The organism is Stenotrophomonas sp. S41, from assembly GCF_016624625.1.
Taxonomy (GTDB): domain Bacteria; phylum Pseudomonadota; class Gammaproteobacteria; order Xanthomonadales; family Xanthomonadaceae; genus Stenotrophomonas.
In genome coordinates this window covers 1-21,067 of record NZ_JACVTV010000075.1, presented here as the reverse complement: position 1 = coordinate 21,067, position 21,067 = coordinate 1, and the positions used below count along the sequence as shown (strand labels likewise).

Below are 21,067 nucleotides of genomic sequence, written 5' to 3'. Positions count from 1 at the left end.
CTACCTTGACATGGTAGGGGTCACAGGTTCGAACCCTGTACCGCCCACCACCTGGCTCCCGGCATTGCCGGTGCAGCGGTGGAAACAGGAAAGCCGGCCCGGTGGGTCGGCTTTTTTGTTGCCCGGCTTCCGGCGTACGTCTATTGCATCGGCAGTGTGTCGCGGATGCCTATGCTGGACGATGCTGCCGGCGCGTCCGCGCCATGGATTGAGCGGTGTGCCGCCGCTGCGTCTGGTGCGGAGGCGGTGAAGTGCAGCGCATCAGCCTGGAACTGCTGGCAGCGGTGGGATAGTGATGCCATCGAGCAGAGTTGCTTCGGCACAAGGAGCGGGATTGAGAACGGAGTACTTCGTTCTGAGAGTTGCGGTCACTTTCAGCAATCACTGCTTCAGCGTGTCGTACGCAAAGGCCCCTCAGCAGTCACCTGATGCAGTGATTGCGGACGGCAGAAAGATGCGGGTCTTCTGTCCGACGCGATACCGGCTTTCCAGGATGCTTCCTGATCTGATCCGCTCGTTGCCCACGAAGAAGGTGATTCTCGCTGCGCATGAAACGACGTGGGTCCACAGCTTGACGATCGAGGACCCCGATGGGCCCTATCACCTGTTCCTGACCATCAAGCGCAGTGCCAGGGAAAAGCGCACATGGCAGGACGTCGATGTGATCGTGGAAAGCGCGTATCACCAGACGCGCGATGCGCCGATCACCACGGGTAGCTGGCGTCCCTTTGTGATCGTGTGCGCCGAGGCCTACCTGGGCCAGCCGCAGAAGCCCAGCAAGCGGCGCAGGGGATGACAGACAAAAGAAAAGGGCGCCGAAGCGCCCTTTTCCGTGTTCAGACCCCGGAGACCACTTGCGAGGCATCGTGGATACCTACGGCCGAAGCCGCTGGGAAGCGCTCGATTTCACCGGGTCAGTCGCTTCGTCCTACGGCGCGGACTATAGCGCGGCAGGTTGACCACAACAACCGCGTGCCCGGAGCCGGCATTCACAAGAATGAACGAAGGGCTACGTCGTGCCCGGCTTCCGCCCTCAGAACTGGATCATGCTGCACATCCGCACCGGTCGCTCGCTGCGCACCAGGCCCTTGTCCGTGCGGCACTGCTGCACGCGCGCCTCGGCCCTGCTGCGGCACTCAGGGCACAGCGCGGCCAGCACGCTGTCCTTGCCCTGCGCCGCAGTGCAGACCCGCTGTGCGGGGTCGGCGCGGGCCTCGATGGCACGCTCCGGCGAAACGGCCTCGCCCATGGCATTGACGAAGCGGTAGTCCGCGAACGGCTGCGGCAGCGCGCATTCCTGCCGGGCGTTTTCCACATACGCCGCCTCCAGCTGGCGGCGAAGCTGCGCGCCCTGGCGATCGCAGTCGGCGACCAGCGAGCGCGACGCGGCAGGCGTCAGCTGTGGGTTCACGTAGGCCGGGCGGGTGCGGATCTCGCTGCCGAACGGGCAGCAGGCGGCAAGCAGCACCACGGCAAGCAGCAACAGTACATGGGCAACGATCCGGGCCTTCATGGCGCATCCTTTCGACAGGGCACCATGCTGTCACCGGGCGTGCCGGCAAGGATGAATCGCGGCTGGCGATCAGTGCGCGGCCGATGCGCCGATGTTGAAGCGGTGACGCAGCTGCCAGTGGCCCTCGACCTGGTGCAGCACGCCCAGGGCATGCGTCTTCCCGCCTGCGCCGCGCTCCCAGCGCAGCATGCTGTCCTGGCGCAGGCGCAGCTGCAGGCAGAGATCGTCGGAGCTGGCCGGGGTCAGCCCGGCAGGAAGTACCTGGCCCGCATCCGGGCCGCCGCTGCCGACGCTGGACAGGACCGCGTGCAACAGCAGCAGGGCAAGCATCGGCATGGCGCGGTGCTCCGGAGAGGGGAGTCCAGCGTGTCACCGGCGCTGGCGGATCGATACCGGCATGCGACGAAGCGGGGAAATGTGCGTGCCAAGGGCTCGCTGCGGGGATGAATCCGTGCACTGGCGGGCCGGTCCGCGCGCCTGCAGCGCCGCTCAGGCCGCGGCGTAGACCTGGCGGAGGTTGCGCAGCGTCGACTGGCGGTGCGCCGTGGCGCAGGGCTCGTCCATCTCCAGTTCCTGCAGCCGCAGGCCAACCAGGGTCATCGACAGGGCATAGCCGCGGGCCGCATCGGCAACACGCGACAGGCCCAGTGCGCGGCGCACCAGCGCGTCGATGTGGGCCTGGTCCGGCATCAGGCCGAGGTAGGCCTGCTCTGCACTGTCCAGGTCGGGCGCGCGCAGGATGGCCTGCGCATCGGTGGGGAAGGAGACGGAGGCCATGGGGGTGTCCTTGTCCGTTGCAGGGCGCGCGATCAGAACGCGCGCATCAGGGAAATGAAGGCGGAGTTCTGCGCGCCGCGGCGGGCCATCGGGCTGTCTTTCACCGCATCGCCGAACCACTGGCTGGCGACCACGCCGGTGGCGCGCCACTTCGTGCCCAGCGGTGTGCTGACCGCGATCTGCAGGCCCGGCGAAGTAGCGCTGCCCGGCGAATAGGCGGCCAGGCCCGAGCGCAGGGCTTCCTCGTCGCTGATGCCGTAGTAGTAGTCGAGCAGGCGTGCACTGCTGTGCACCACACCCACGCGCGGCACCCAGGTGAAGCGCCCGGCCTGGATGGGATAGCTGTAATACAGGCTGGACTCGAGGCCACCACCATGGCCGCTGACCTCGCGCTTGACGCTGGCCGACAGGGCACCCCAGTCGGCGCTGTACTCGGCGCTGACGCCGGCCATGGCCGACATCTGCCGGCTGTCCAGGCGGCGCAGCTGCGCATCGTTCACGTCATCGGTCTTGAAGCGCAGCGTGTAGGGCGTGACCACCGCGGAAACGCGCAGGCCCTGTTCCTTGTACAGGTACATGCCCAGCGAGCCGGGGCTGGCATAGAAGCGCTTGCCCTGCCATGCCAGCGCCGGCACCACCAGCGGCTTGTCATCGTAGTGCGCGTACGCACCGGTGGTCGCGCCGAAGGTGATGCCGGCCTGCACGCCCGGTGCCTGTTCCTGGGCGCTTGCCAGCAGCGGCGTGGAGAGAACGACGGTGCACAGCAGGGGGCGCAGCAGGGCAGGGGGCAACGGGAGCATCGAGGGGCACTTTGCAGGGAACCGCGTTGCATCCTGACCGCGCAACATTGTCGGAACATTGCGCCACGGCAATGTCCGTGCAAAGGCCTCATTGGTGCCCGGCAGGCACTATCATCGGCAGCGTTTCCGGTAGCCGAGCCCACGATGCGCATCCTCTTGGTGGAAGACGATCCCGATCTCTCGCGGGCCCTGCAGTCGGGCCTCGAACGGCAGGGCGTGGTCGCCGACGTGGTCGGCAGCCTGGCCGAGGCGGCGCTGGCCCTGCGCGAACCCGTGCACCAGCTGCTGCTGCTCGACCGCCAGCTGCCCGATGGCGATGGCGCCGGTTTCGTTGCCACCGCGCGTGCGCTGCGGCCGAACATCGCGGTGATCATGCTGACCGCCAAGGGCACGTTGTCGGACAAGGTGGAGGGGCTCGATGTCGGCGCCGACGACTACCTGGTCAAACCGGTGGCGATCGAAGAACTGATGGCGCGCATCCGCGCGGTGTCACGGCGGCCGTCAGCGATGGTCACGCCGAGCCTGCGGCTGGGCAACTTCGAGTTCGATTTCGAATCGCTGCAGGCGCAGGTGGATGGCCAACTGCTGACCCTGCCGCGGCGCCAGGTGCTGGTGCTGCAGGCGCTGGCGATGCGCCAGGGGCGCACGGTCACCCGCAGCGCATTGGAGGCGGCGGTGTACGGCTTCGACGATGAGATCCAATCCAACGCACTGGATGCGCACATCTCCAAGCTGCGCAAGGCGCTGCAGCAGGCGGGCGCGGGCGTGGAGATCCACGTCATCCGCGGCGTCGGCTATCTGCTGGCGGAGGCCTGAGATGGCCAGGCAGATCCGTTCGATCACCCTCGGCCTGGCCTGGCGCCTGTTCCTGGCGCAGGCGTTCACCGTGCTGTTCGCGGTGGTGGCGCTGATCCTGACCTGGGGCGACAAGGAATCCTGGAACATGGACATGTTCACCGCCGAGGACGTCGCCAAGGCCGTGCACAGCCAGGGCGCGCACCTGGTGCTGGACGAGCCGCGCTGGCAGGCGTTGAACGCGCGCGCCGGAGGCAACCTGTGGTTCGTCGCCGTCGATGATCGCGGCATCTGGCTGGAGCGCGGCAAGGTGCCGGCGCTGCACGCACCGCTGCTGGCGCGGCTGCCGGCATTGGGCGCCACCGAAGTCGGATCGCTGGTGCCGCCCTACCTGGACGTGGCGCGGGTGATGGTGCGCATCGAGGATGGACGTCGCATCACCGTGATGGCCGGTGGCGCCCCCAAGGGCGGGCTGGTCGATGGCGCGCTGATGGTGCTGCGGCTGATCGGTTTCTGGTTCTTCCTGCCGCTGATCGTGGTCACCCTGCTGGTGATGCCCACCGTCATCCATCGTGCGATGCGCGGGGTGCGCCGGCTGGCGCAGCAGGCCAAGGAGCTGGACATCGGCCAGCCCGGTGCGCGCCTGGACGAACAGCTGGTTTCCACCGAAGTCGCGCCGCTGGTGAGTGCCTTCAACGATGCCATCGATAAAGTGCAGCAGGGCTACGCCGCACGCGACAAATTCCTGGCCGATGCCGCGCACGAACTGCGCGTGCCGATCGCGGTGGTGCAGGCACGGCTGTCGCAGCTTCCGCAGGGTGAACTGAAGTCGCAGCTGCTGACCGACGTGGCGCGGCTGGGCAACGTGGCCGAGCACCTGCTCGACCTGCAGCGCCTGGACCGCAACGTCAGCACGCTGCAGCGGGTCGATCTGGCCCAGGTGGTGCGTGAATCGGCGGCCGAGCTGGCGCCGCTGGTGGTCGGCGCAGGGTATGGCTTCGAAGTGGATGCACCGGAAGCACCGGTCTGGATACAGGGCGATGGGCTGGCGCTGGGCCGGGTGATGGCCAATCTTGTGCACAACGCCATCGTCCACGGTGGCGGCCGCGGCACCATCTGCGTGCGCCTGGATGCGCAGGGGCTGCTGGAGATCAGCGACCAGGGCGCAGGCGTGCCGGTGGGTGACCGCGAAGCGATCTTCGAGCCCTTCCATCGCCTGCGTGCCGCCGGCAGTGGCAGCGGCCTGGGGCTGCATCTGGTCAAGGAGATCGTGCAGCACCACGGTGGCACGGTCAGCGTGGCCGAAGCGGTCGGTGGTGGCGCCTGCTTCCGGGTCAACTTCCAGCGCGCCACCCTGCGCCGCTGAGCCTGCCCACAGCGGCGCGCGGGCTTGCCTGATAGGCAGCCCTGCCGCCGCACGGCGACGCTGCGCCCATGCGCACCGTTGCCGTGGTTGCTCCCCTGCTGGGCCCTGCCTGTGCCGCCGGCCTGGTGCTGGGGGCGCTGACCTGCGTGCTGCTGCCGGCATTGCCGCCGCGCTGGCTGTGCGTCGGCCTGGCGCTGCTGGCCCTGCCGGGGTGGGCGTGGCGATGGCGCGGGCGCGCATTGGCCGCCGCCGTGTTCGGCCTGGCCTGGGCCGGCTGCCACGGGCACCTGGCCCTGCAGCAGCAGGTCCCGGCGCCGGCGACGGCGCAGGATGTGCGGGTACGCGGGCGCATTGCCGACCTGCCGTTGCGGCGCGATGACCACAGCCGTTTCCTGTTCGACGTGGCCGAGGCGGAAGCGTGGCCGGCGCTGCAGGGGCGGCGTCTGCAGGTCAGCTGGCATGCGCCGCGGCGGTCCGCGGTTCCCGATGCCCTGCGCGGCACGCTGCACGCCGGTGCCCATTGGGAGTTGTCGCTGCGTGTGCGGCCGCCGCGCTCACGGATCAATCCGGGGGGCTTCGATGCGGAACGCCATGCGCTGCTGCAGGGCCTGGCCGGCAGCGCCAGCGTGCGCGATCCCGGAGGCGCACGACAGCTGCGCGCCGCCCATGGCCTGGCCGCGTGGCGCGAGCGTTGCAGTACCGCCATCGCCGCGCAGGTCGGCAGGCCCTCCGCGCGATTCGTCCAGGCGCTGGCGGTGGGCGATACCCGCGGCCTGACCGATACCGACTGGGAGCAGCTGCGTGCGCTGGGCCTGACCCACCTGATCGCGATTTCCGGCTTCCACGTCGGTCTGGTGGCCGGATTCGCGGCGCTGCTGTGCACGGGCCTGTGGTGGTTGTGGCCGGCACTGGCCCGCGCCTGGCCGCGTCCGCAGGCCGCCGCGTGCGCCGCGGCGTTGGCGGCCGCCTTCTACACGCTGCTGGCGGGCAGCGAACTGCCCACCGTGCGCACCGCGCTGATGATCGCGGCGGTGGCATTGGCGCGGGCCAGCCGGCGGCCACTGGGCACGGCGCCGGCATTGTCCCTGGCGGCCGCGCTGATGCTGCTGCCGGCCCCGCTGTCGGTGCTTTCGGCAGGCTTCTGGCTCAGTTTCGGTGGCGTGCTGTGGCTGCTGTGGTGCCTGCCGCAGCGGCCGCCGTCCGGCATCGGCGGCGTGCTGCGCGCGGCGCTGGCCGGGCAGGGCGTGGCCAGCGTGGCACTGCTGCCGCTGGCGGTGGTGCTGTTCGGCGGGACGTCGTGGCTGGGGCCGTTGATCAACCTGCCGGTGATTCCCTGGTGGAGCCTGCTGGTGGTGCCGCTGGCTCTGCTCGGTACCGGCCTGCAGGCGCTGCACGACGGGGCGGGGATGTGGCCCTGGCGCGCGGCGGCATGGGTGTTCGATCTCAGCTGGGGGCTGCTGCAGCCCCTGGCGCAGCACCCGCAGGCGATGTGGTGGCTGCCGCAGGCGCCGGGCTGGGCGCTGCCGGCGGCCCTTGCCGGGGTGTTCTGGTGGCTGCTGCCGCGCGGGGCCGGCGGTGGCCTGGCGGGCGCGTTGCTGTGCCTGCCGCTGCTGTGGCCCGCCGCACCGGCGCCGCGCCACGGCGAGCTGGAAGTGCTGGTGCACGATGTGGGGCAGGGCGCGGCGGTACTGCTGCGCACCGCCACGCATGCGCTCTGGTACGACGCCGGGCCGCCGGCCGGGGAGGGCCGCGAACGTGTGCTGCTGCCGGCCGTGCGCGCGCTGGGGCAGGCACCGCCGGCGCACCTGCTGCTCAGCCACGATCACCTCGACCATGCGGGCGCTCTGCCGGCCCTGCGCCGGGCGCTGCCGGGGCTGCAGGTGCTGGCCCCGCCGGGCAGCCAGGTCGAGGGCGCCCGGCCCTGCATGAAAGGCCTGCGCTGGCAGTGGGACGGGGTGGACTTCCAGGTGCTGCATCCGTCGGCCGATGGCAGCGAACGCGACAACGAGGCCAGCTGCGTGCTGCGGGTGGCCGGTGCCCACGGCGTCGTGCTGCTGCCCGGCGACATCGGCGCCCGGGCCGAACAGCAGCTGCTGCGGTCTCAGGCTGCGGCCGTGCGCGCCGACGTGGTGCTGGTGCCGCACCACGGCAGTGGCGGCAGCTCGACAGCGGCCTGGGTGGCGGCCGTGGCGCCCCGGCTGGCGCTGGTCTCGGCCGGCCACCAGAACCGCTTCGGCCACCCGAAACGTGACGTAGTCCTGCGCTGGCGGGCCGTGGGCGCCGAGGTGCTGGCCACGGCCGACGCCGGCGCGATCCGCGTATGGCTTGGCGCACAAGGGCTGCAGGTGCGTGAACAGCGTATCCACGCGGCCCGGTGGTGGGATGCCGCTGGGCGGGCGCGGTCGGCTGCTATCCTATCGCCGATCGAACAAGCGGCCGTTGGGCCGGAGGGTTGAAACGTGTGGGAACTGGTCAAGGCCGGTGGCTGGCCGATGGTGCCGCTGCTGCTGTTGGGCGTACTGGCTTTGGCGATCGTCCTGGAGCGTTTCTGGTCCCTGCGGCGCAATGAGGTGCTGCCGCCTGGCCTCGGCCAGGAAGTGCGCAATTGGGCTGCCCGCGGCAAGCTCGACCCGGCCCACCTGCAGACCCTGCGGGCGAATTCGCCGCTGGGTGCGCTGCTGGCCGCCGCTCTGGAAGCCCGCAACCGCCCGCGCGACCAGATCCGCGAGCGCATCGAGGACACCGGTCGCCACCTGGTCCACCGCATGGAACGTTTCCTCAACGCGCTGGGCACCATCGCCTCGGCCGGCCCGCTGCTGGGCCTGCTCGGCACGGTCATCGGCATGATCCAGATGTTCCTGGGCATCCTCGACCACGGCGTCGGTGATGTGAACCAGCTGGCCGGTGGCATCGGCAAGGCGCTGGTGTGCACCGCCACCGGCATGATCGTGGCCATCCCGGCGCTGATGTTCCATCGCTTCTTCAAGGGCCGCATCCACGGCTACGTGGTGGAGATGGAACAGGAAGCCAGCGCCCTGCTGGACACGCTGGACGGCCGCCCGGGCGTGATGAACGGCGCACCGGCGCCGCGTGCCGCCGCACCTGCCACGGCCAAGGCCTGATCGATGCGCATCGGCAACGACCGATCCCAGGATGAGCCGCATATCGATCTGGTTCCGCTGATCGACGTCATCCTGGTCCTGATCATCTTCTTCGTGGTCACCACCACGTTCGATGCGCGCTCGACGCTGCAGGTGCAGCTGCCGACCGCCAGCGACCAGCAGACCAACGAGCCGCCGCGTTCGCTCAGCGTGCTGATCAACGCCGACGGCCGCTACTTCGTCAACGACCAGGAAGTGCTGCGCACCGACGTCGAGTCGGTCAAGCAGATCATTGCTGCGGTGGCCGGTACCGACCGCGAGCAGACCGTACTGCTGCGCGCCGACGCGCGCACTCCCTACCAGGCCGTGGTCACCGCGCAGGATGCGCTGGGCCAGCTCGGCTTCCGTCGTATCGCAATCGCAACAGCGCCAGAGGTGCGTCCATGAGTTCCAATCACGCGCCGGTGTGGCCGATCTACAAACGCCTGCTCGGCTATACCCGGGCCTACTGGGTGTTCATGGTGGCCGCCGTCATCGCGATGGTGGTCGAGGCCCTGGCCGGCTACCACTTCACCAAGTTGATGGAACCGCTGGTCAACCGCGGCTTCGTCAATCCCGAGCCGCGCATGGCGGTGATCCTGCCGCTGACCATCCTCGGCCTGTTCCTGATGCGCAGCCTGGCCACCTGGGTCAGCGACTACACGCTGGCCAAGACCGGCCGCAGCGTGGTCCGCGACCTGCGTGAGCAGATCCTGCAGAAGTACCTGCACCTGCCGTCCTCGCATTTCGATACCGAAGCCACGCCGGTGATGGTCAGCCGCCTGAACTTCGATACCGAGCAGGTCACCCAGGCCAGCGCCGACGCGCTGAAGACCGTGGTGGCCGACACGCTGACCATCATCGCCATGCTGGTGGTGATGCTGCAGATGAGCGTCAAGGTGACCCTGGCCATGCTGCTGGTGGTGCCGCTGATCGGTGCCATCGTCTCCTACGTGGGCAAGCGCTACCGGCGCATCAGCCGCGGCATCCAGGACGGCATGGGCACCATGGCGCAGACCGCCGAGCAGTCGTTGGCCGCGCAGCAGGAAGTGAAGGTGCACGGCACCCAGCAGCACGAGATCAGCCGCTATTCGCGCCTGGCCAACCGCATGCTGGCGCTGAACATGAAGGTCGAAGTGACCCGTGCTGCAGCGTCGAGCGTGGTCCAGTTCCTGGCCGCGCTGGCGCTGGCGGTCATCGTCTGGGTGTCCACCCGCGAAGCGCTGGCCGGCAAGCTCAACGCCGGCCAGTTCATGGGCCTGATGACCTCGATGATGGCCATCATTCCCTCGCTGCGCCGCCTGACCAGCGTGCAGACCTCGATCTCGCGCGGCGTGGCCGCCGCCGAGCGCCTGTTCGGCATCATCGACATGCCGGTCGAGCGCGACGCAGGGCGTACGCCGCTGCAGCGCGCCCGCGGCGAACTGGCCTTCGAGCACGTCATGCTGCGCTACCGCGCCGACAGCGGCATCGCTCTGGATGACATCAGCTTCGTCGCCCGGCCCGGCACGGTCACCGCCATCGTCGGTCGTTCCGGCAGCGGCAAGACCAGCCTGATCCGCCTGGTGCCGCGCTTCTACGAGCCCAGCGGTGGCCTCATCACCCTCGATGGCGTGGCCCTGGATGACTATCCGCTGGCCGACCTGCGCCGCCAGGTGGCCATCGTCGGGCAGAAGGTCATGCTGTTCGACGACACCATCGCCGCCAACATCGCCTATGGCATGGACGCGACCGATGAACAGATCCGTGCCGCGGCCGAAGCGGCCAACGCCTGGGAGTTCATCGCGCGCATGCCGCAGCAGCTGCAGACCCCGGTGGGCGAGAACGGCGCGCTGCTGTCCGGTGGCCAGCGCCAGCGCCTGGCGATCGCCCGCGCGATCCTGCGCGACGCGCCGATCCTGATCCTGGACGAAGCCACTGCCGCGCTGGACAACGAATCCGAACGCCTGGTGCAGGACGCACTGCAGCGCCTGATGCCCGAGCGCACCACGCTGGTGATCGCGCACCGCCTGTCCACCATCGAGCACGCCGACCAGGTGCTGGTGATGGACCACGGCCGCATCGTCGAGCGTGGCACCCACAAGGAACTGCTGGAAATGGGTGGCCTGTACCAGCACCTGCACAGCATGCAGTTCCGCGAAAGGCAGGACTGATGGCAGGCAAGGGTACCCAGACCCCGCCGTACTGGTACGACGGCAGCCCGGTTCCATTGCCGATGCGGCTGCTGGCGCCGGTCTATGCCGGCGTGGCCGCGCTGCGCCGGCGGCTGTACCGCAAGGGCTGGTTCAAGCGGCATGCGCTGCCGGTGCCGGTCATCGTGGTCGGCAACATCACCGCCGGTGGCACCGGCAAGACGCCGCTGACCATCGCCCTGGTCGAGCGCCTGCGCGCGGCCGGCTGGAAGCCGGGCGTGGCCAGCCGTGGTTATGGCCGCGAGGAAGCGGACAAGGCGCGCTGGGTCGAGGCCGATACGTCCACCGCGCTGGGCGGTGACGAACCGGTGCTGATCGCGTGGAAGACCGGCGTGCCGGTGCGCGTGGACAGCGACCGCGTGGCGGCCGGAAAGGCCCTGATCGCGGCCGGCTGCGATGTCATCGTCTGCGACGACGGCCTGCAGCATTACCGGCTGCAGCGCGACATCGAGATCGAGGTCATCGACGCGCAGCGCCGCTACGGCAACGGCCGGATGATTCCTGCCGGGCCGTTGCGCGAGCCGGTCAGCCGTGCCGACGAATGTGATTTCCGCGTGGTCAATCTCGGCCAGGCCGATGAGGCCACCGCCGCCCAGGCCTGCGGTTTCGGCCAGTGGCCGATGGCGCTGCACATCGACAGCGCGCAGCCGTTGCCGGGTGGGCGTCCGCGCCCGCTGGCCTACTTCGCGGGCCAGCGCGTGCATGCCGTGGCCGGCATCGCCAACCCGCAGCGCTTTTTCGACATGCTGCGTGCGCGCGGCATAGGCGTGGTGCCGCATGCCTTCGCCGACCACCAGGTCTACCAGCCGCAGGACCTGTCCTTCGGCAGCCAGCTGCCGGTGCTGATGACCGAGAAGGATGCGGTGAAGTGCCGCGCCTTCGGCAACGACTGGCATTACGCGGTGCCGCTGCGCGCCGAACTGCCGGCTGCCTTCTGGGTGGCGCTGACCGACCGCCTGGACAAGCTGCGCCCGAACTGAGCGGCCGCGCGGCGCTTGCAATCGCCTGCCGCCGGCCGCATTCCCGTTGTATCGCGCCTGCCGAGTACCGCCCGCATGACCGAATTCGTTGTCGCCATTCCGGCCCGCCATGCCGCCTCGCGGCTGCCGGGCAAGCCGCTCCGCCTGCTGGGCGGCGAACCGCTGGTGCTGCACGTGGCACGCCGTGCGCTGCAGGCCGGTGCCCGCGAGGTCTGGGTGGCCACCGATGACAGCCGCATCGCCGATGTGCTGGACGGGCTGGGCGAGGTGAAGGTGGCCATGACTGCGGTCAGCCACGCCTCCGGCACCGACCGCCTGGCCGAGTGCGCGCGCATCGCCGGCTGGTCCGATGAGACCGTGGTGGTCAACCTGCAGGGCGACGAACCGTTCGCCCCGGCCGCCGGCATCCGTGCCGTGGCCCAGGCGCTGGTCGAGGGCGAGGCGCCGATGTCGACCCTGGCCACCCCCGTCGAGGATGCCGAAACCCTGTTCGACCCGAACGTGGTCAAGCTGGTGCGCAACGTGCGCAACGAGGCGATGTATTTCAGCCGCGCGCCGATCGCCTGGCACCGCGATGGCTTCGCGCGCAGCCGTGAGGCCTTGCCGGAAGGTCATCGCTGGCTGCGCCATATCGGCATCTACGGCTATCGCGCCGGCTTCCTGCAGCAGTTCGCGGCGATGCCGCCGGGCCAGCTGGAGCAGGTCGAGGCGCTGGAACAGCTGCGCGTGCTGGAAGCCGGTTTCCCGATCAGCGTGGCGATCTCGCCCGAAGCCTTCCCGCCGGGCATCGACACGCCCGAAGACCTGGCCCGTGCCGAAGCCCTGCTGCAGTCCATGGCCGCGCGATGAACCTGCTGGTCGTGTGCCTGGGCAACATCTGCCGCTCGCCGATGGCCGAGGGCGCCCTGCGTGCCCGACTGCAGGCCTCGCCGCTGGCCGACCGTGTGCAGGTCGACTCGGCCGGCACCGGCGACTGGCACGTGGGCGAAGCGCCTGATCGCCGCGCCATTGCCTGTGCCGCCCGCCATGGCGTGGATATCGGTGGCCTGCGCGCGCGTCAGCTGCGGGCGGGCGACTTCGAGCGCTTCGACTGGATCCTCTGCGCCGACGAGGCCAACCTGCGTGATGCCGCGCGGCTGGCCACGGCCGCCCAGCGCGGGCGCCTGTCGCTGTACCTGCCGTGGTCGGGCGGGCAGGGCGCGCAGGCCATCCCCGACCCCTATACCGGCGGCCAGGATCATTTCGAGCAGGTCTGGGCGATGGTCGACCAGGCCGCGCAACGGACCGTGGCACGACTGTTGCATGACGCCGAGTCCGGCATAATCAGGCCATGAACGCACAGCCCGTCCAGGACCTGCCCGAGTTTGCCACCTGGCTCAATGCCGCCCCCTGCACCCTGACCGAACTTCGCGGCCGGCCGGTCGCGCTGCTGTTCGTCAATGCCGCATCGGCCTGGAGCATGCAGCGGCTGGCCGAGTTCGGCCAATGGCTGTCACGCAACCCGGGCCGCCTGCAGCCGTTGGTGCTGCATGTGCCGCGCTTCGATTTCGAACGCGACGCCGGCGCTGCGCTGAAGCTGCTGCGCAGGCAGGGGCTGTCGATGCCGGCGCTGCTCGATGCGGACTGGGACGGCTGGCGCCGCTTCGGCGTCACGGCCTGGCCTACCGTCATCCTGCTCGACGGGCAGGGGCGCGAACAGCAGCGCCTGGTCGGCCTGGGCGCACCCGGCGAGCTGGAACGCGCCTTGAACGATCTCTGCGAAGGCGCGCCGCTGGCGCCGTCGCGCGGGGGCAGCGAGCTGCATCCCGAACTGCCGCATCCGCTGCGTTTCCCGGCCGGCCTGGCGGTCAACCGGGACCGCCTGTACATCGCCGACAGTGGGCGCCATCGCATCCTCGAGTGCAGCCACGGCGGGCGGGTGCTGCGCCAGTTCGGGCTGGGTACCGCTGATTTCATGGATGGCAACCTGGCCGAAGCCGCGTTCCATCGCCCGCAGGGGCTGGTGCTCGAGCGCGAGTCGCTGTACGTGGCCGACACCGGCAACCACGCGGTGCGTCGCATCAACCTGGCGACCGGCCAGGTCGACACGCTGTGCGGCAACGGTCGCCCTGGCATGCCGGTCGAAGGGCCGGTGGCGCAGGCGCGGCAGGTGGCACTGGACAACCCGGTCGGCCTGGCGATCGCTGACAACCAGCTGCATATCGCCATGGCCGGCGACAACCGCCTGTGGAGCTTCCACCTCGGTCTGCGCAGCCTGCAGTGGCGCGCCGGCAGCGGTGCCATCGACGAGCGCGACGGCAGTGGCCACATGGCCGCCTTCGCCCAGCCCACCGGCTTGGCAGTGGTGCAGCAGGTGCTGTACGTGGCCGATGCGCTGGGCTCGTCCATCCGTGCGGTGCAGCTGCGCGGTGACCTCGTGCAGACCCTGGTCGGGCAGGGCGCCTGGCGCTTCGGCGCCGACGATGGCCCGCGCGGGCAGGCCAGCCTGCAGTATCCGCAGGCCATTGCATTGAGCCCGGACGCACCCGTGCTGTGGATCGCTGACACCGGCAACGGCCGCCTGCGCACGCTGCGCCTGGGCGGCGGCGATCTGGTCACCCAGCCACTGCCGCGCCGCCTGCATGGCCCGGCCGGCCTGGCCGTGGGCGCCGGTGCGGTGTGGATCGCCGAGACCGACGCGCACGCCGTGCTGCGTTTCGACCCCGACAGCGGCGTGCTCAGCGAAGTGCCGATCAGCGAATGACCGACATCACCGCCCCGGCCTTCGACGGCAAGGCCTTCGCGGCCCAGTTGAGCACCGCACCCGGCGTCTACCGCATGTACGCGGCCGACGACACGCTGCTGTACGTGGGCAAGGCGCGCGCGCTGCGCAACCGCGTCGGCAGCTACTTCAACGGCAGCCCGAAGAACGCGCGCATCATGTCGATGCTCTCGCAGATCGCGCGCATGGACGTGACGGTCACGCGCTCGGAAGGCGAAGCGCTGCTGCTGGAGAACCAGCTGATCAAATCCCTGTCGCCGCGCTACAACGTGTCCCTACGCGACGACAAAACCTACCCGCACGTGCTGCTGACCCGCGAGGACTGGCCGCGCATCGCCCTGCACCGTGGCCCGCGCGCCATTCCCGGGCGTTATTTCGGGCCGTACCCGGGCGTCACCGCAGTACGCGAAACGCTGAACCTGATGCACAAGCTGTTCAAGCTGCGCAGCTGCGAGGACAGCGTGTTCCGCAACCGTTCGCGGCCGTGCCTGCAGTACCAGATCGGCCGTTGCAGCGCGCCCTGCGTGGACCTGGTGCCGGCGCCGGACTATGCCGAATCAGTGCGTCGCGCCACGCTGTTCCTGGAAGGCAAGAGCGATGAGCTGACCCGCGAGCTGGGCGAGCAGATGCAGGGCGCCAGCGAGGCGCTGGAGTTCGAGAAGGCCGCGCGCCTGCGGGATCTTATTGCCTCGCTGCGCAGCATGCAGACCCGCCAGTACGTGGATGGCCGCGCCGCCGACCTGGACGTGCTGGCCGTGGCCATGCACGGCTCGCAGGCCTGCGTGCTGCTGCTGGCCTTCCGCGATGGACGCAACCTCGGCACCCGCCCGTTCTTCCCGCGCACCAATGGCGAGGACAGCCCGGAAGAGGTGTTGGCCGCGTTCGTGTCGCAGTACTACATCGAATTCGAGCCGCCGCGCGAGATCCTGCTGGACCGGCAGATTCCCGATGCCGACCTGCTGGTGGCCGCGCTTTCGGCCTCGGCCGAGCGCAAGGTGCAGCTGAAGTGGAACGTGCGTGGCGAGCGCGCCGGCTACCTGGAGCTGGCCATCCGCAACGCGCAGCTGACCCTGGCCACCGAACTCAACAGCCGCAACGCGCAGCACGCGCGCAGCGAAGCCCTGCGCGAGATGCTGGGCCTGGCCGAACCGGTCAAGCGGGTGGAATGCTTCGATATCAGCCACACCATGGGCGAAGCGACCGTGGCGTCGTGCGTGGTGTTCGATGCCGCCGGCCCGGTGCGCGCGCAGTACCGCCGCTTCAACATCAGCGGCATCGAGCCCGGCGATGATTACGCGGCCATGCACCAGGCCATCGACCGCCGCTTCCGCCGCGCCGTGGAAGAGCAGGGCGTGCTGCCCGACGTGCTGCTGATCGATGGTGGCGCCGGCCAGCTGGCCCAGGCCCAGGCCGCCCTGGCCGACCTGGGCGTGGAAGGCGTGCTGCTGGTGGGCGTGGCCAAGGGCGTGGAGCGCCGCGCCGGCCACGAAGCGCTGGTGATGCCCGATGGCCGCGAGCTGCGCCCGGGCGCGGCCAATCCTGCGCTGCAGTTCATCCAGCAGGTGCGCGACGAAGCGCACCGCTTCGCCATCACCGGACATCGGGGCCGCCGTCAGAAGGCCCGGATGACCAGCAAGCTGGAAGATATTCCCGGTATCGGCCCGCGCCGGCGCGCCAGCCTGCTCAAGCATTTCGGTGGTCTGGTCGGCCTGAAAGCCGCCGGCGAAGCTGAAATCGCCAAGGTCGAGGGCATCAATGACGCCCTCGCTGCACGCATCTACGCTAACCTGCACGGGTTGGCCACGCCTGACCCGGCCGAGTAGAGAGAGAAGCAAGCCGCATGAAGTTGACCCTCCCCACCTGGCTGACGTTGTTGCGGATCGTGATGATCCCGGTGCTGGTGCTGGTGTTCTACCTGCCCTACACCTGGACCAATTTCGCGTCCGCGGCGATCTTCGGCCTGGCCGCGATCACCGACTGGCTCGATGGCTGGATCGCACGTCGGTACAAGCTGGAATCGGCGTTCGGCGCCTTCCTCGATCCGGTGGCGGACAAGCTGATGGTGGCGGTGGCGCTGTTCCTGATCGTGCAGGGCCACCCGACGCCGTGGATGGCGTTCTGGGCGGCGGTGATCGTCGGCCGCGAAATCGCGGTGTCGGCGCTGCGCGAGTGGATGGCCGAGCTGGGCCAGCGCGCCAAGGTGCGCGTGGCCATGATCGGCAAGGTCAAGACCACCGCACAGATGGTCGCGCTGCTGTGCCTGCTGTATTCGGTGGCACCGAACGTGCCGGTCAATGACATCTGGATGGGCCCGCCGGTGTTCCATATCGGCGACTGGACCCTGGCCATTGCCGCCGTGCTGACCCTGTGGTCGGGCCTGCAGTACCTGCATGCCGCCTGGCCGAGCCTGCGCGAAGACGAGCGCGCCGCGCGCGAGCGTTCGCGGCAGAAGAAGCTGGGCAACTGAGCCCCGGGGTCGGATCCCTTTCCACAGGAAAGGGCTCTGACCCCTCGGTTGCCCCCATCCACGCATGGCGTGGATCTACTGGGGTATGCCGCCCCGGGGTCGGATCCCTTTCCACAGGAAAGGGCTCTGACCCCACGGTTGCCCCCATCCGCGCATGGCGTGGATCTACTGGGGTATGCCGTCTTCGACGTGCACATGGTCCATTGATGCGGATGTAAATCCGCCAATGAAATGCGCTTCGCGATGCTCTGGGCGCTTGGGTGCAAAGGCGCCTGATCGGAGCGCCCAGTCGTACGCGCCTTCATTCAACGGATAGCAGGTGAGCACCCCTGTCAGCGCGTGCTTGGCCGCCCATGACAAGCCGGCCTCACGATTGCCGAAGACGCCCCCGGCGAAGCGCGCGCCTGCGCCGTGGAAGACCCAGATCTCAGTGGGTTCGGTGTTGATGTTCGCGCCTCGGCTGGATGTACACCGGCATGGATACAACATGTCGGTCGCTTTACGAAGCCCCCTGAAAAAACCCCTTGACGCCATTCCCAGAACAGGTAGAATTTCGCCTCCCAAGCGGGAATAGCTCAGTTGGTAGAGCGCAACCTTGCCAAGGTTGAGGTCGCGAGTTCGAGTCTCGTTTCCCGCTCCAGATTCAAGAAAAACGCTCCCGGAAGGGGGCGTTTTTCGTTTGCGTCTGGACTTGTCGCCTCGACTTCCTAGATTGCTGTCAGGATCTGGTCAATGTGACCAGCGGCGGCGTCATCGCGGTCATCCAGCCTCAGATGCGCCTCGTCCGAGATGTACTTTCTCATCGGTTCAAAGCGCGTTTCGCCAAGGCATGCTCTCCACCGCGATAGGAAGTCGAATCGGGCGGTGAAAGCCTGCAGGTCGTTAAATACGTATACCGGCGCATCATCGATTCCGTCCATCAGCGACGCAATGTAACGATCATGCTTGGACTGCGTATGGATCCAGGCCTCATGCCAATCCACGCAGGTTGGCTCGCGTTGCAGGCCAAGCGGTTCTATCACGGCGATCGCATCAATGAGCTGTGTGGTTACCGGGTTGCATAGAGCATCGCCTTCCAGCCAGAAGAGGTAGCTGGCGATGGAGGTGATCATGTCGCACGCACGGATCATTGCTCCGCTGGGAACAGGTAGTGCTTGAATCAATAGCTCAACGCGGTCCTGCGCGCGGACGGAGGCGCCACGCGACCGAAGATCGCCGAGGAGTGAGTCGTGAGTGCTGCCTATCCTTGCTTCGCTGAAGCTGGCGCACATGAAGTAGTTGTCGCCCCCGTCGACCACTTCGTCCAACACCCGCAGTGCAGCAAGCCGTGCCGCCTCCGCATCGCTTCGCGGAAATGTCGAGAGGAGTGCCGGCCTGAAGAGGTCGGTGGCTAGCAGAAAAACGATCTGATCGACTGGAGCCGCCATTTTTGAACGCGCGAGGAAGGTGCGTGTACCATCAGGCTTCCATGTGCCTCGATCCATACAATATCTACGAAATGAGAGCAGTGGCCTGAATTTTATTTTTCTTTCCGGACTGGTCGCTGGTATGGCTTGCGGCTTCCTCCATGGATCGCGTAGTCAACTGCCTCATCAGCAACCTTGCCAAGTTTGAGGTCGCGGGTTCGAGTCTCGTTTCCCGCTCCAGATTCAAGAAAAACGCTCCCGGAAGTGGGCGTTTTTCGTTTGCGCCTTCGACCGCTTCATCCCCACTTCACCGCCACCCCATCGCCCCGCCACGCACGCGGGCGACGCTGCTTCTCCGTTCCCAACCGGTGATGCCGCGATGCCGCACATGTCCTCTGCCTACGACCACGATCTGGTCATCGTCGGCGCAAGCTTCGCCGGTGCGGCCTGCGCATTGGCCGCCGCGCAGTACGGCCTGCGCGTCTGCGTATTGGAGCGCAAGGCCGATCCCGGTGAGCGCCTGCACACCACCGGCATCGTGGTGAAGGAAGCGATGGAGCAGACCTGGCTGGGCCGCATGCCCGAGCATCTGGTCCAGCGTGTCGCGCGCGTGCGCTTGTACGCGCCGAATCTGCGCAGCGTGCAGCTGGCCGCGCCCGGGTACTACTTCCTCACCACCGACACCCCGAACCTGATGCGCTGGCTGGCCGACGAACTGCGTGCCAGCGGCGTGGATCTGCGCCTGCAGCAGTCTTTCAGCAATGCAGAGGCCGATGGCGATGGCTGGCAGGTGGACGGGGCAGGGCGGTGCGCCTATCTGGTGGGTGCCGATGGCGCGCGATCACGCGTCGCCCGGCGTACCGCCCTGGGCCAGGTGCGTGACAATCTCTATGGCGTCGAGCGCGAATTCGCTGGCCTGCAGTTGCCGCAGGGCGACGCGCTGCACTGCTTCGTCAGCAAGCGTTACGCACCGGGCTATATCGGCTGGGCCGCGCAGAATCCCACGGGCGTGCAGGTCGGGCTCGCCCTGCGCCATGATCCGCTGCAGGCGCGGGTGCCGGACATCGATGGCTTCATCGAACATGTGCGCGAGATCGTCGGCATCCCGCCGTCCTTGCAGCCGTCGTCCACCCGCGCCGGGTTGGTGCCCTGCGGCCTGCCGGATGGACCGATCACAGGCCACCGTCTGGTCCTGACCGGGGATGCGGCCGGCATCGTCTCGCCGCTGTCGGCCGGCGGCATCCACTCGTCGTGGCGGCATGGCTGGGCGGTCGGCGATGCCATCGGCCTGCACCTGCGTGGCCAGGGCCCCGCCGCCGAGCAGGTGGCGCGGCGGGTGGCACCGACCTTCCGCCGCAAGCGCGTGCTGCGCTGGGCGATGGACCATCTGCAGCAGGACTGGCCGCTCAACGCGCTGCTGCGTACCGCCGCGACGCGGCGCGTGGCCGAGCAGATCTACTTCCACCGGCGCGGGGTGCGGGCCTGACCGCCAAGCTGAACGACGCTGTGCAGACGACCCGAAAAATCCGGTTGACGCCGTGCAGCAATATCGACACAATAGCGCTCCTTCGACGCAGGTCGAACGGAATCTGCGGGAATAGCTCAGTTGGTAGAGCGCAACCTTGCCAAGGTTGAGGTCGCGAGTTCGAGTCTCGTTTCCCGCTCCATATTGCAGAAAAACGCTCCCGCAAGGGGGCGTTTTTCGTTTGCGTCAGTCCTTCGATACCAGATGGGTCGAAAGGCAGACTGCGAGCGCGCAGGCTGCGAGCATCAGGCCCGTGGCGGTGGCTGCATGGCGTAGTGCTGCGCTCACGGTGAAGGGTATCCGCGTGCGGCGGAAGCGCGGCGGCGAAGCGCCTGCCACGCTCTGATGACGGACACCGCGCACAGGGCCAGGAACAGGCCCAGATCCAGCAACAGCAGCCACAGCAGGTGCGCGCCGTAGACCGGGGACTGGTGCATCGCGCCCATCGCGAACGGTACCGACCACGTCAGCAGCAGCGCGAAGGCGATCAGCAGGCGCAGCCAGAGTCGACGCCATCGCCATGGGCGCACGATCAGCATGACAACCGCGATTTCGACCGTGCTCATCAGGGCAAAGATCGCAACGGCGCGGATGGGATAGGGCTGCACTTCGCCGGGTTCCAGCCAGCGCTGCATCCAGTAGTCGGTCTGCGTACCGGCATGAATCAGCGCGGCCATCACGGCCAGCCAGATCACGACTGCCGCCAGGTAGTACAAGCGAGTGCTGCGATCACTCATGCGCGGGCTCCTTGCGCGTGCTCCAGGTGGTGGTGCGCGCAGCGAAGCGCATGCTCGCGGCGATCGCGGCCAGTGCAAGCACGCCTGGCCCGACGGTGAAGTACAGCATGCGCGGCGGGTTGTTGTGCATCAGCGTCCAGGTCGCGAATGCCAGCGGGATGGCCAGTACCAACAATTTCGCTGCCAACGGCCGCAGTACGGCGATCAACGGCTGCGCGCCGAGGAACAGCACGAACGCGTAGTACTGCGCGAGGCCCAGGCCGATGTTGCCGTGCGAGCTGAAACCAACATGATCGCGATACCAGTTCATGCCCAGCGGCATCATCGTCCAATAGAGCGCGGCCACCAGCAGATGCAGCAGCAGGGAGATCAGCAGGGATTTGCCGTGCAGAAACATGGGCCGAGGCGTCCGGGCGGGGCAGGGTACCCCACCGCGCAAGGCCCGGATCGCGGTGCGTGAAGACTGTTGACGGCGTGAAGGAATTTGGACACAATAGCGCTCCTTCGACGCAGGTCGAACGGAATCTGCGGGAATAGCTCAGTTGGTAGAGCGCAACCTTGCCAAGGTTGAGGTCGCGAGTTCGAGTCTCGTTTCCCGCTCCAGATTC

The 21,067-nt window shown here is 68.3% G+C and carries 21 protein-coding genes and 3 tRNA genes; 17 read left to right on the top strand and 7 right to left on the bottom strand.

Annotation, left to right across the window (positions count from 1 at the left end):
• Positions 1 to 493: 493 nt before the first annotated feature.
• Positions 494 to 796, top strand: a complete 303-nt coding sequence (locus IAE56_RS14905; protein ID WP_234456103.1) for a hypothetical protein — start codon at positions 494 to 496, stop codon at positions 794 to 796.
• Positions 797 to 1,033: 237 nt separating this feature from the next.
• Here the strand turns inward: IAE56_RS14905 and IAE56_RS14900 are convergent, their stop codons facing one another.
• The 4 genes from IAE56_RS14900 to IAE56_RS14885 all read right to left on the bottom strand — a co-directional run bounded on the left by IAE56_RS14900 (position 1,034) and on the right by IAE56_RS14885 (position 3,090).
• The gene (locus tag IAE56_RS14900) at positions 1,034 to 1,513 is read right to left on the bottom strand and encodes a hypothetical protein (protein ID WP_200753051.1); all 480 of its coding nucleotides are present in this window, start codon (positions 1,511 to 1,513) and stop codon (positions 1,034 to 1,036) included.
• 69 nt (positions 1,514 to 1,582) lie between these two features.
• A complete protein-coding gene (locus IAE56_RS14895; RefSeq protein WP_200753050.1) occupies positions 1,583 to 1,849 on the bottom strand; it encodes a hypothetical protein in 267 nt (88 codons plus the stop codon).
• 153 nt (positions 1,850 to 2,002) lie between these two features.
• Positions 2,003 to 2,290 carry a hypothetical protein gene (locus IAE56_RS14890; protein ID WP_108768407.1) on the bottom strand — a complete coding sequence of 96 codons (288 nt, stop codon included), beginning with the start codon at positions 2,288 to 2,290 and terminating at the stop codon, positions 2,003 to 2,005.
• A gap of 32 nt (positions 2,291 to 2,322) precedes the next feature.
• The gene (locus IAE56_RS14885) at positions 2,323 to 3,090 is read right to left on the bottom strand and encodes a MipA/OmpV family protein (RefSeq protein ID WP_200753049.1); all 768 of its coding nucleotides are present in this window, start codon (positions 3,088 to 3,090) and stop codon (positions 2,323 to 2,325) included.
• 144 nt (positions 3,091 to 3,234) lie between these two features.
• Here IAE56_RS14885 and IAE56_RS14880 point away from each other — a divergent pair, with 144 nt between their 5' ends.
• The 13 genes from IAE56_RS14880 (at position 3,235) to IAE56_RS14820 (ending at position 17,431) form a co-directional block, all read left to right on the top strand.
• The gene (locus IAE56_RS14880; protein ID WP_108768409.1) at positions 3,235 to 3,906 is read left to right on the top strand and encodes a response regulator transcription factor; all 672 of its coding nucleotides are present in this window, start codon (positions 3,235 to 3,237) and stop codon (positions 3,904 to 3,906) included.
• Position 3,907: 1 nt separating this feature from the next.
• Positions 3,908 to 5,251: a HAMP domain-containing sensor histidine kinase gene (locus IAE56_RS14875; protein ID WP_200753048.1), complete on the top strand. Its 1,344-nt coding sequence runs from the start codon at positions 3,908 to 3,910 to the stop codon at positions 5,249 to 5,251.
• 68 nt (positions 5,252 to 5,319) lie between these two features.
• Entirely contained in the window at positions 5,320 to 7,707 is a 2,388-nt protein-coding gene (locus tag IAE56_RS14870) for a DNA internalization-related competence protein ComEC/Rec2 (protein WP_200753047.1), read from the top strand.
• Between the two features lie 3 nt (positions 7,708 to 7,710).
• Positions 7,711 to 8,373 carry a MotA/TolQ/ExbB proton channel family protein gene (locus IAE56_RS14865; protein ID WP_108768412.1) on the top strand — a complete coding sequence of 221 codons (663 nt, stop codon included), beginning with the start codon at positions 7,711 to 7,713 and terminating at the stop codon, positions 8,371 to 8,373.
• Positions 8,374 to 8,376: 3 nt separating this feature from the next.
• Positions 8,377 to 8,799, top strand: a complete 423-nt coding sequence (locus IAE56_RS14860) for a biopolymer transporter ExbD (RefSeq protein WP_108768413.1) — start codon at positions 8,377 to 8,379, stop codon at positions 8,797 to 8,799.
• A complete protein-coding gene (gene msbA / locus IAE56_RS14855) occupies positions 8,796 to 10,544 on the top strand; it encodes a lipid A export permease/ATP-binding protein MsbA (protein ID WP_200753046.1) in 1,749 nt (582 codons plus the stop codon). Before IAE56_RS14860 ends, msbA begins: the two co-directional genes overlap by 4 nt.
• On the top strand, positions 10,544 to 11,563 hold the full coding sequence (lpxK, locus tag IAE56_RS14850; protein WP_116865102.1) for a tetraacyldisaccharide 4'-kinase: 1,020 nt from the start codon (positions 10,544 to 10,546) through the stop codon (positions 11,561 to 11,563). The genes msbA and lpxK overlap by 1 nt, the downstream gene beginning before the upstream one ends.
• A 75-nt stretch (positions 11,564 to 11,638) precedes the next feature.
• Positions 11,639 to 12,412 (top strand): 3-deoxy-manno-octulosonate cytidylyltransferase, encoded by a 774-nt coding sequence (gene kdsB, locus IAE56_RS14845; protein ID WP_200753045.1) that lies wholly within the window; start codon positions 11,639 to 11,641, stop codon positions 12,410 to 12,412.
• Positions 12,409 to 12,897, top strand: a complete 489-nt coding sequence (locus tag IAE56_RS14840) for a low molecular weight protein-tyrosine-phosphatase (RefSeq protein ID WP_200753044.1) — start codon at positions 12,409 to 12,411, stop codon at positions 12,895 to 12,897. Before kdsB ends, IAE56_RS14840 begins: the two co-directional genes overlap by 4 nt.
• Positions 12,894 to 14,306 carry a hypothetical protein gene (locus tag IAE56_RS14835; protein ID WP_200753043.1) on the top strand — a complete coding sequence of 471 codons (1,413 nt, stop codon included), beginning with the start codon at positions 12,894 to 12,896 and terminating at the stop codon, positions 14,304 to 14,306. The genes IAE56_RS14840 and IAE56_RS14835 overlap by 4 nt, the downstream gene beginning before the upstream one ends.
• On the top strand, positions 14,303 to 16,147 hold the full coding sequence (gene uvrC, locus IAE56_RS14830) for an excinuclease ABC subunit UvrC (RefSeq protein WP_200753042.1): 1,845 nt from the start codon (positions 14,303 to 14,305) through the stop codon (positions 16,145 to 16,147). Before IAE56_RS14835 ends, uvrC begins: the two co-directional genes overlap by 4 nt.
• 17 nt (positions 16,148 to 16,164) lie before the next feature.
• Positions 16,165 to 16,791 (top strand): CDP-diacylglycerol--glycerol-3-phosphate 3-phosphatidyltransferase, encoded by a 627-nt coding sequence (gene pgsA / locus IAE56_RS14825; RefSeq protein ID WP_079221387.1) that lies wholly within the window; start codon positions 16,165 to 16,167, stop codon positions 16,789 to 16,791.
• Between the two features lie 564 nt (positions 16,792 to 17,355).
• Positions 17,356 to 17,431 (top strand) — tRNA-Gly (locus tag IAE56_RS14820).
• 67 nt (positions 17,432 to 17,498) lie between these two features.
• On the opposite strand, the gene IAE56_RS14815 is transcribed toward IAE56_RS14820, so the two are convergent.
• The gene (locus IAE56_RS14815) at positions 17,499 to 18,275 is read right to left on the bottom strand and encodes a hypothetical protein (RefSeq protein ID WP_200753041.1); all 777 of its coding nucleotides are present in this window, start codon (positions 18,273 to 18,275) and stop codon (positions 17,499 to 17,501) included.
• A 301-nt stretch (positions 18,276 to 18,576) separates the two neighbouring features.
• Between IAE56_RS14815 and IAE56_RS14810 the strand changes: the two genes are divergently transcribed.
• Both IAE56_RS14810 and IAE56_RS14805 read left to right on the top strand, forming a co-directional pair.
• On the top strand, positions 18,577 to 19,683 hold the full coding sequence (locus IAE56_RS14810; RefSeq protein ID WP_200753040.1) for an NAD(P)/FAD-dependent oxidoreductase: 1,107 nt from the start codon (positions 18,577 to 18,579) through the stop codon (positions 19,681 to 19,683).
• A gap of 105 nt (positions 19,684 to 19,788) precedes the next feature.
• A tRNA-Gly gene (locus tag IAE56_RS14805) sits at positions 19,789 to 19,864 on the top strand.
• Positions 19,865 to 20,006: 142 nt separating this feature from the next.
• Here the strand turns inward: IAE56_RS14805 and IAE56_RS14800 are convergent.
• Positions 20,007 to 20,459, bottom strand: coding sequence for a hypothetical protein (locus IAE56_RS14800; protein WP_200753039.1), 453 nt, complete (start codon positions 20,457 to 20,459; stop codon positions 20,007 to 20,009).
• Positions 20,452 to 20,856: a hypothetical protein gene (locus tag IAE56_RS14795; protein ID WP_200753038.1), complete on the bottom strand. Its 405-nt coding sequence runs from the start codon at positions 20,854 to 20,856 to the stop codon at positions 20,452 to 20,454. Before IAE56_RS14795 ends, IAE56_RS14800 begins: the two co-directional genes overlap by 8 nt.
• A gap of 130 nt (positions 20,857 to 20,986) precedes the next feature.
• On the opposite strand from IAE56_RS14795, the gene IAE56_RS14790 reads away from it, so the two are divergent.
• Positions 20,987 to 21,062: transfer RNA gene (locus IAE56_RS14790), tRNA-Gly, on the top strand.
• Positions 21,063 to 21,067: the final 5 nt, after the last annotated feature.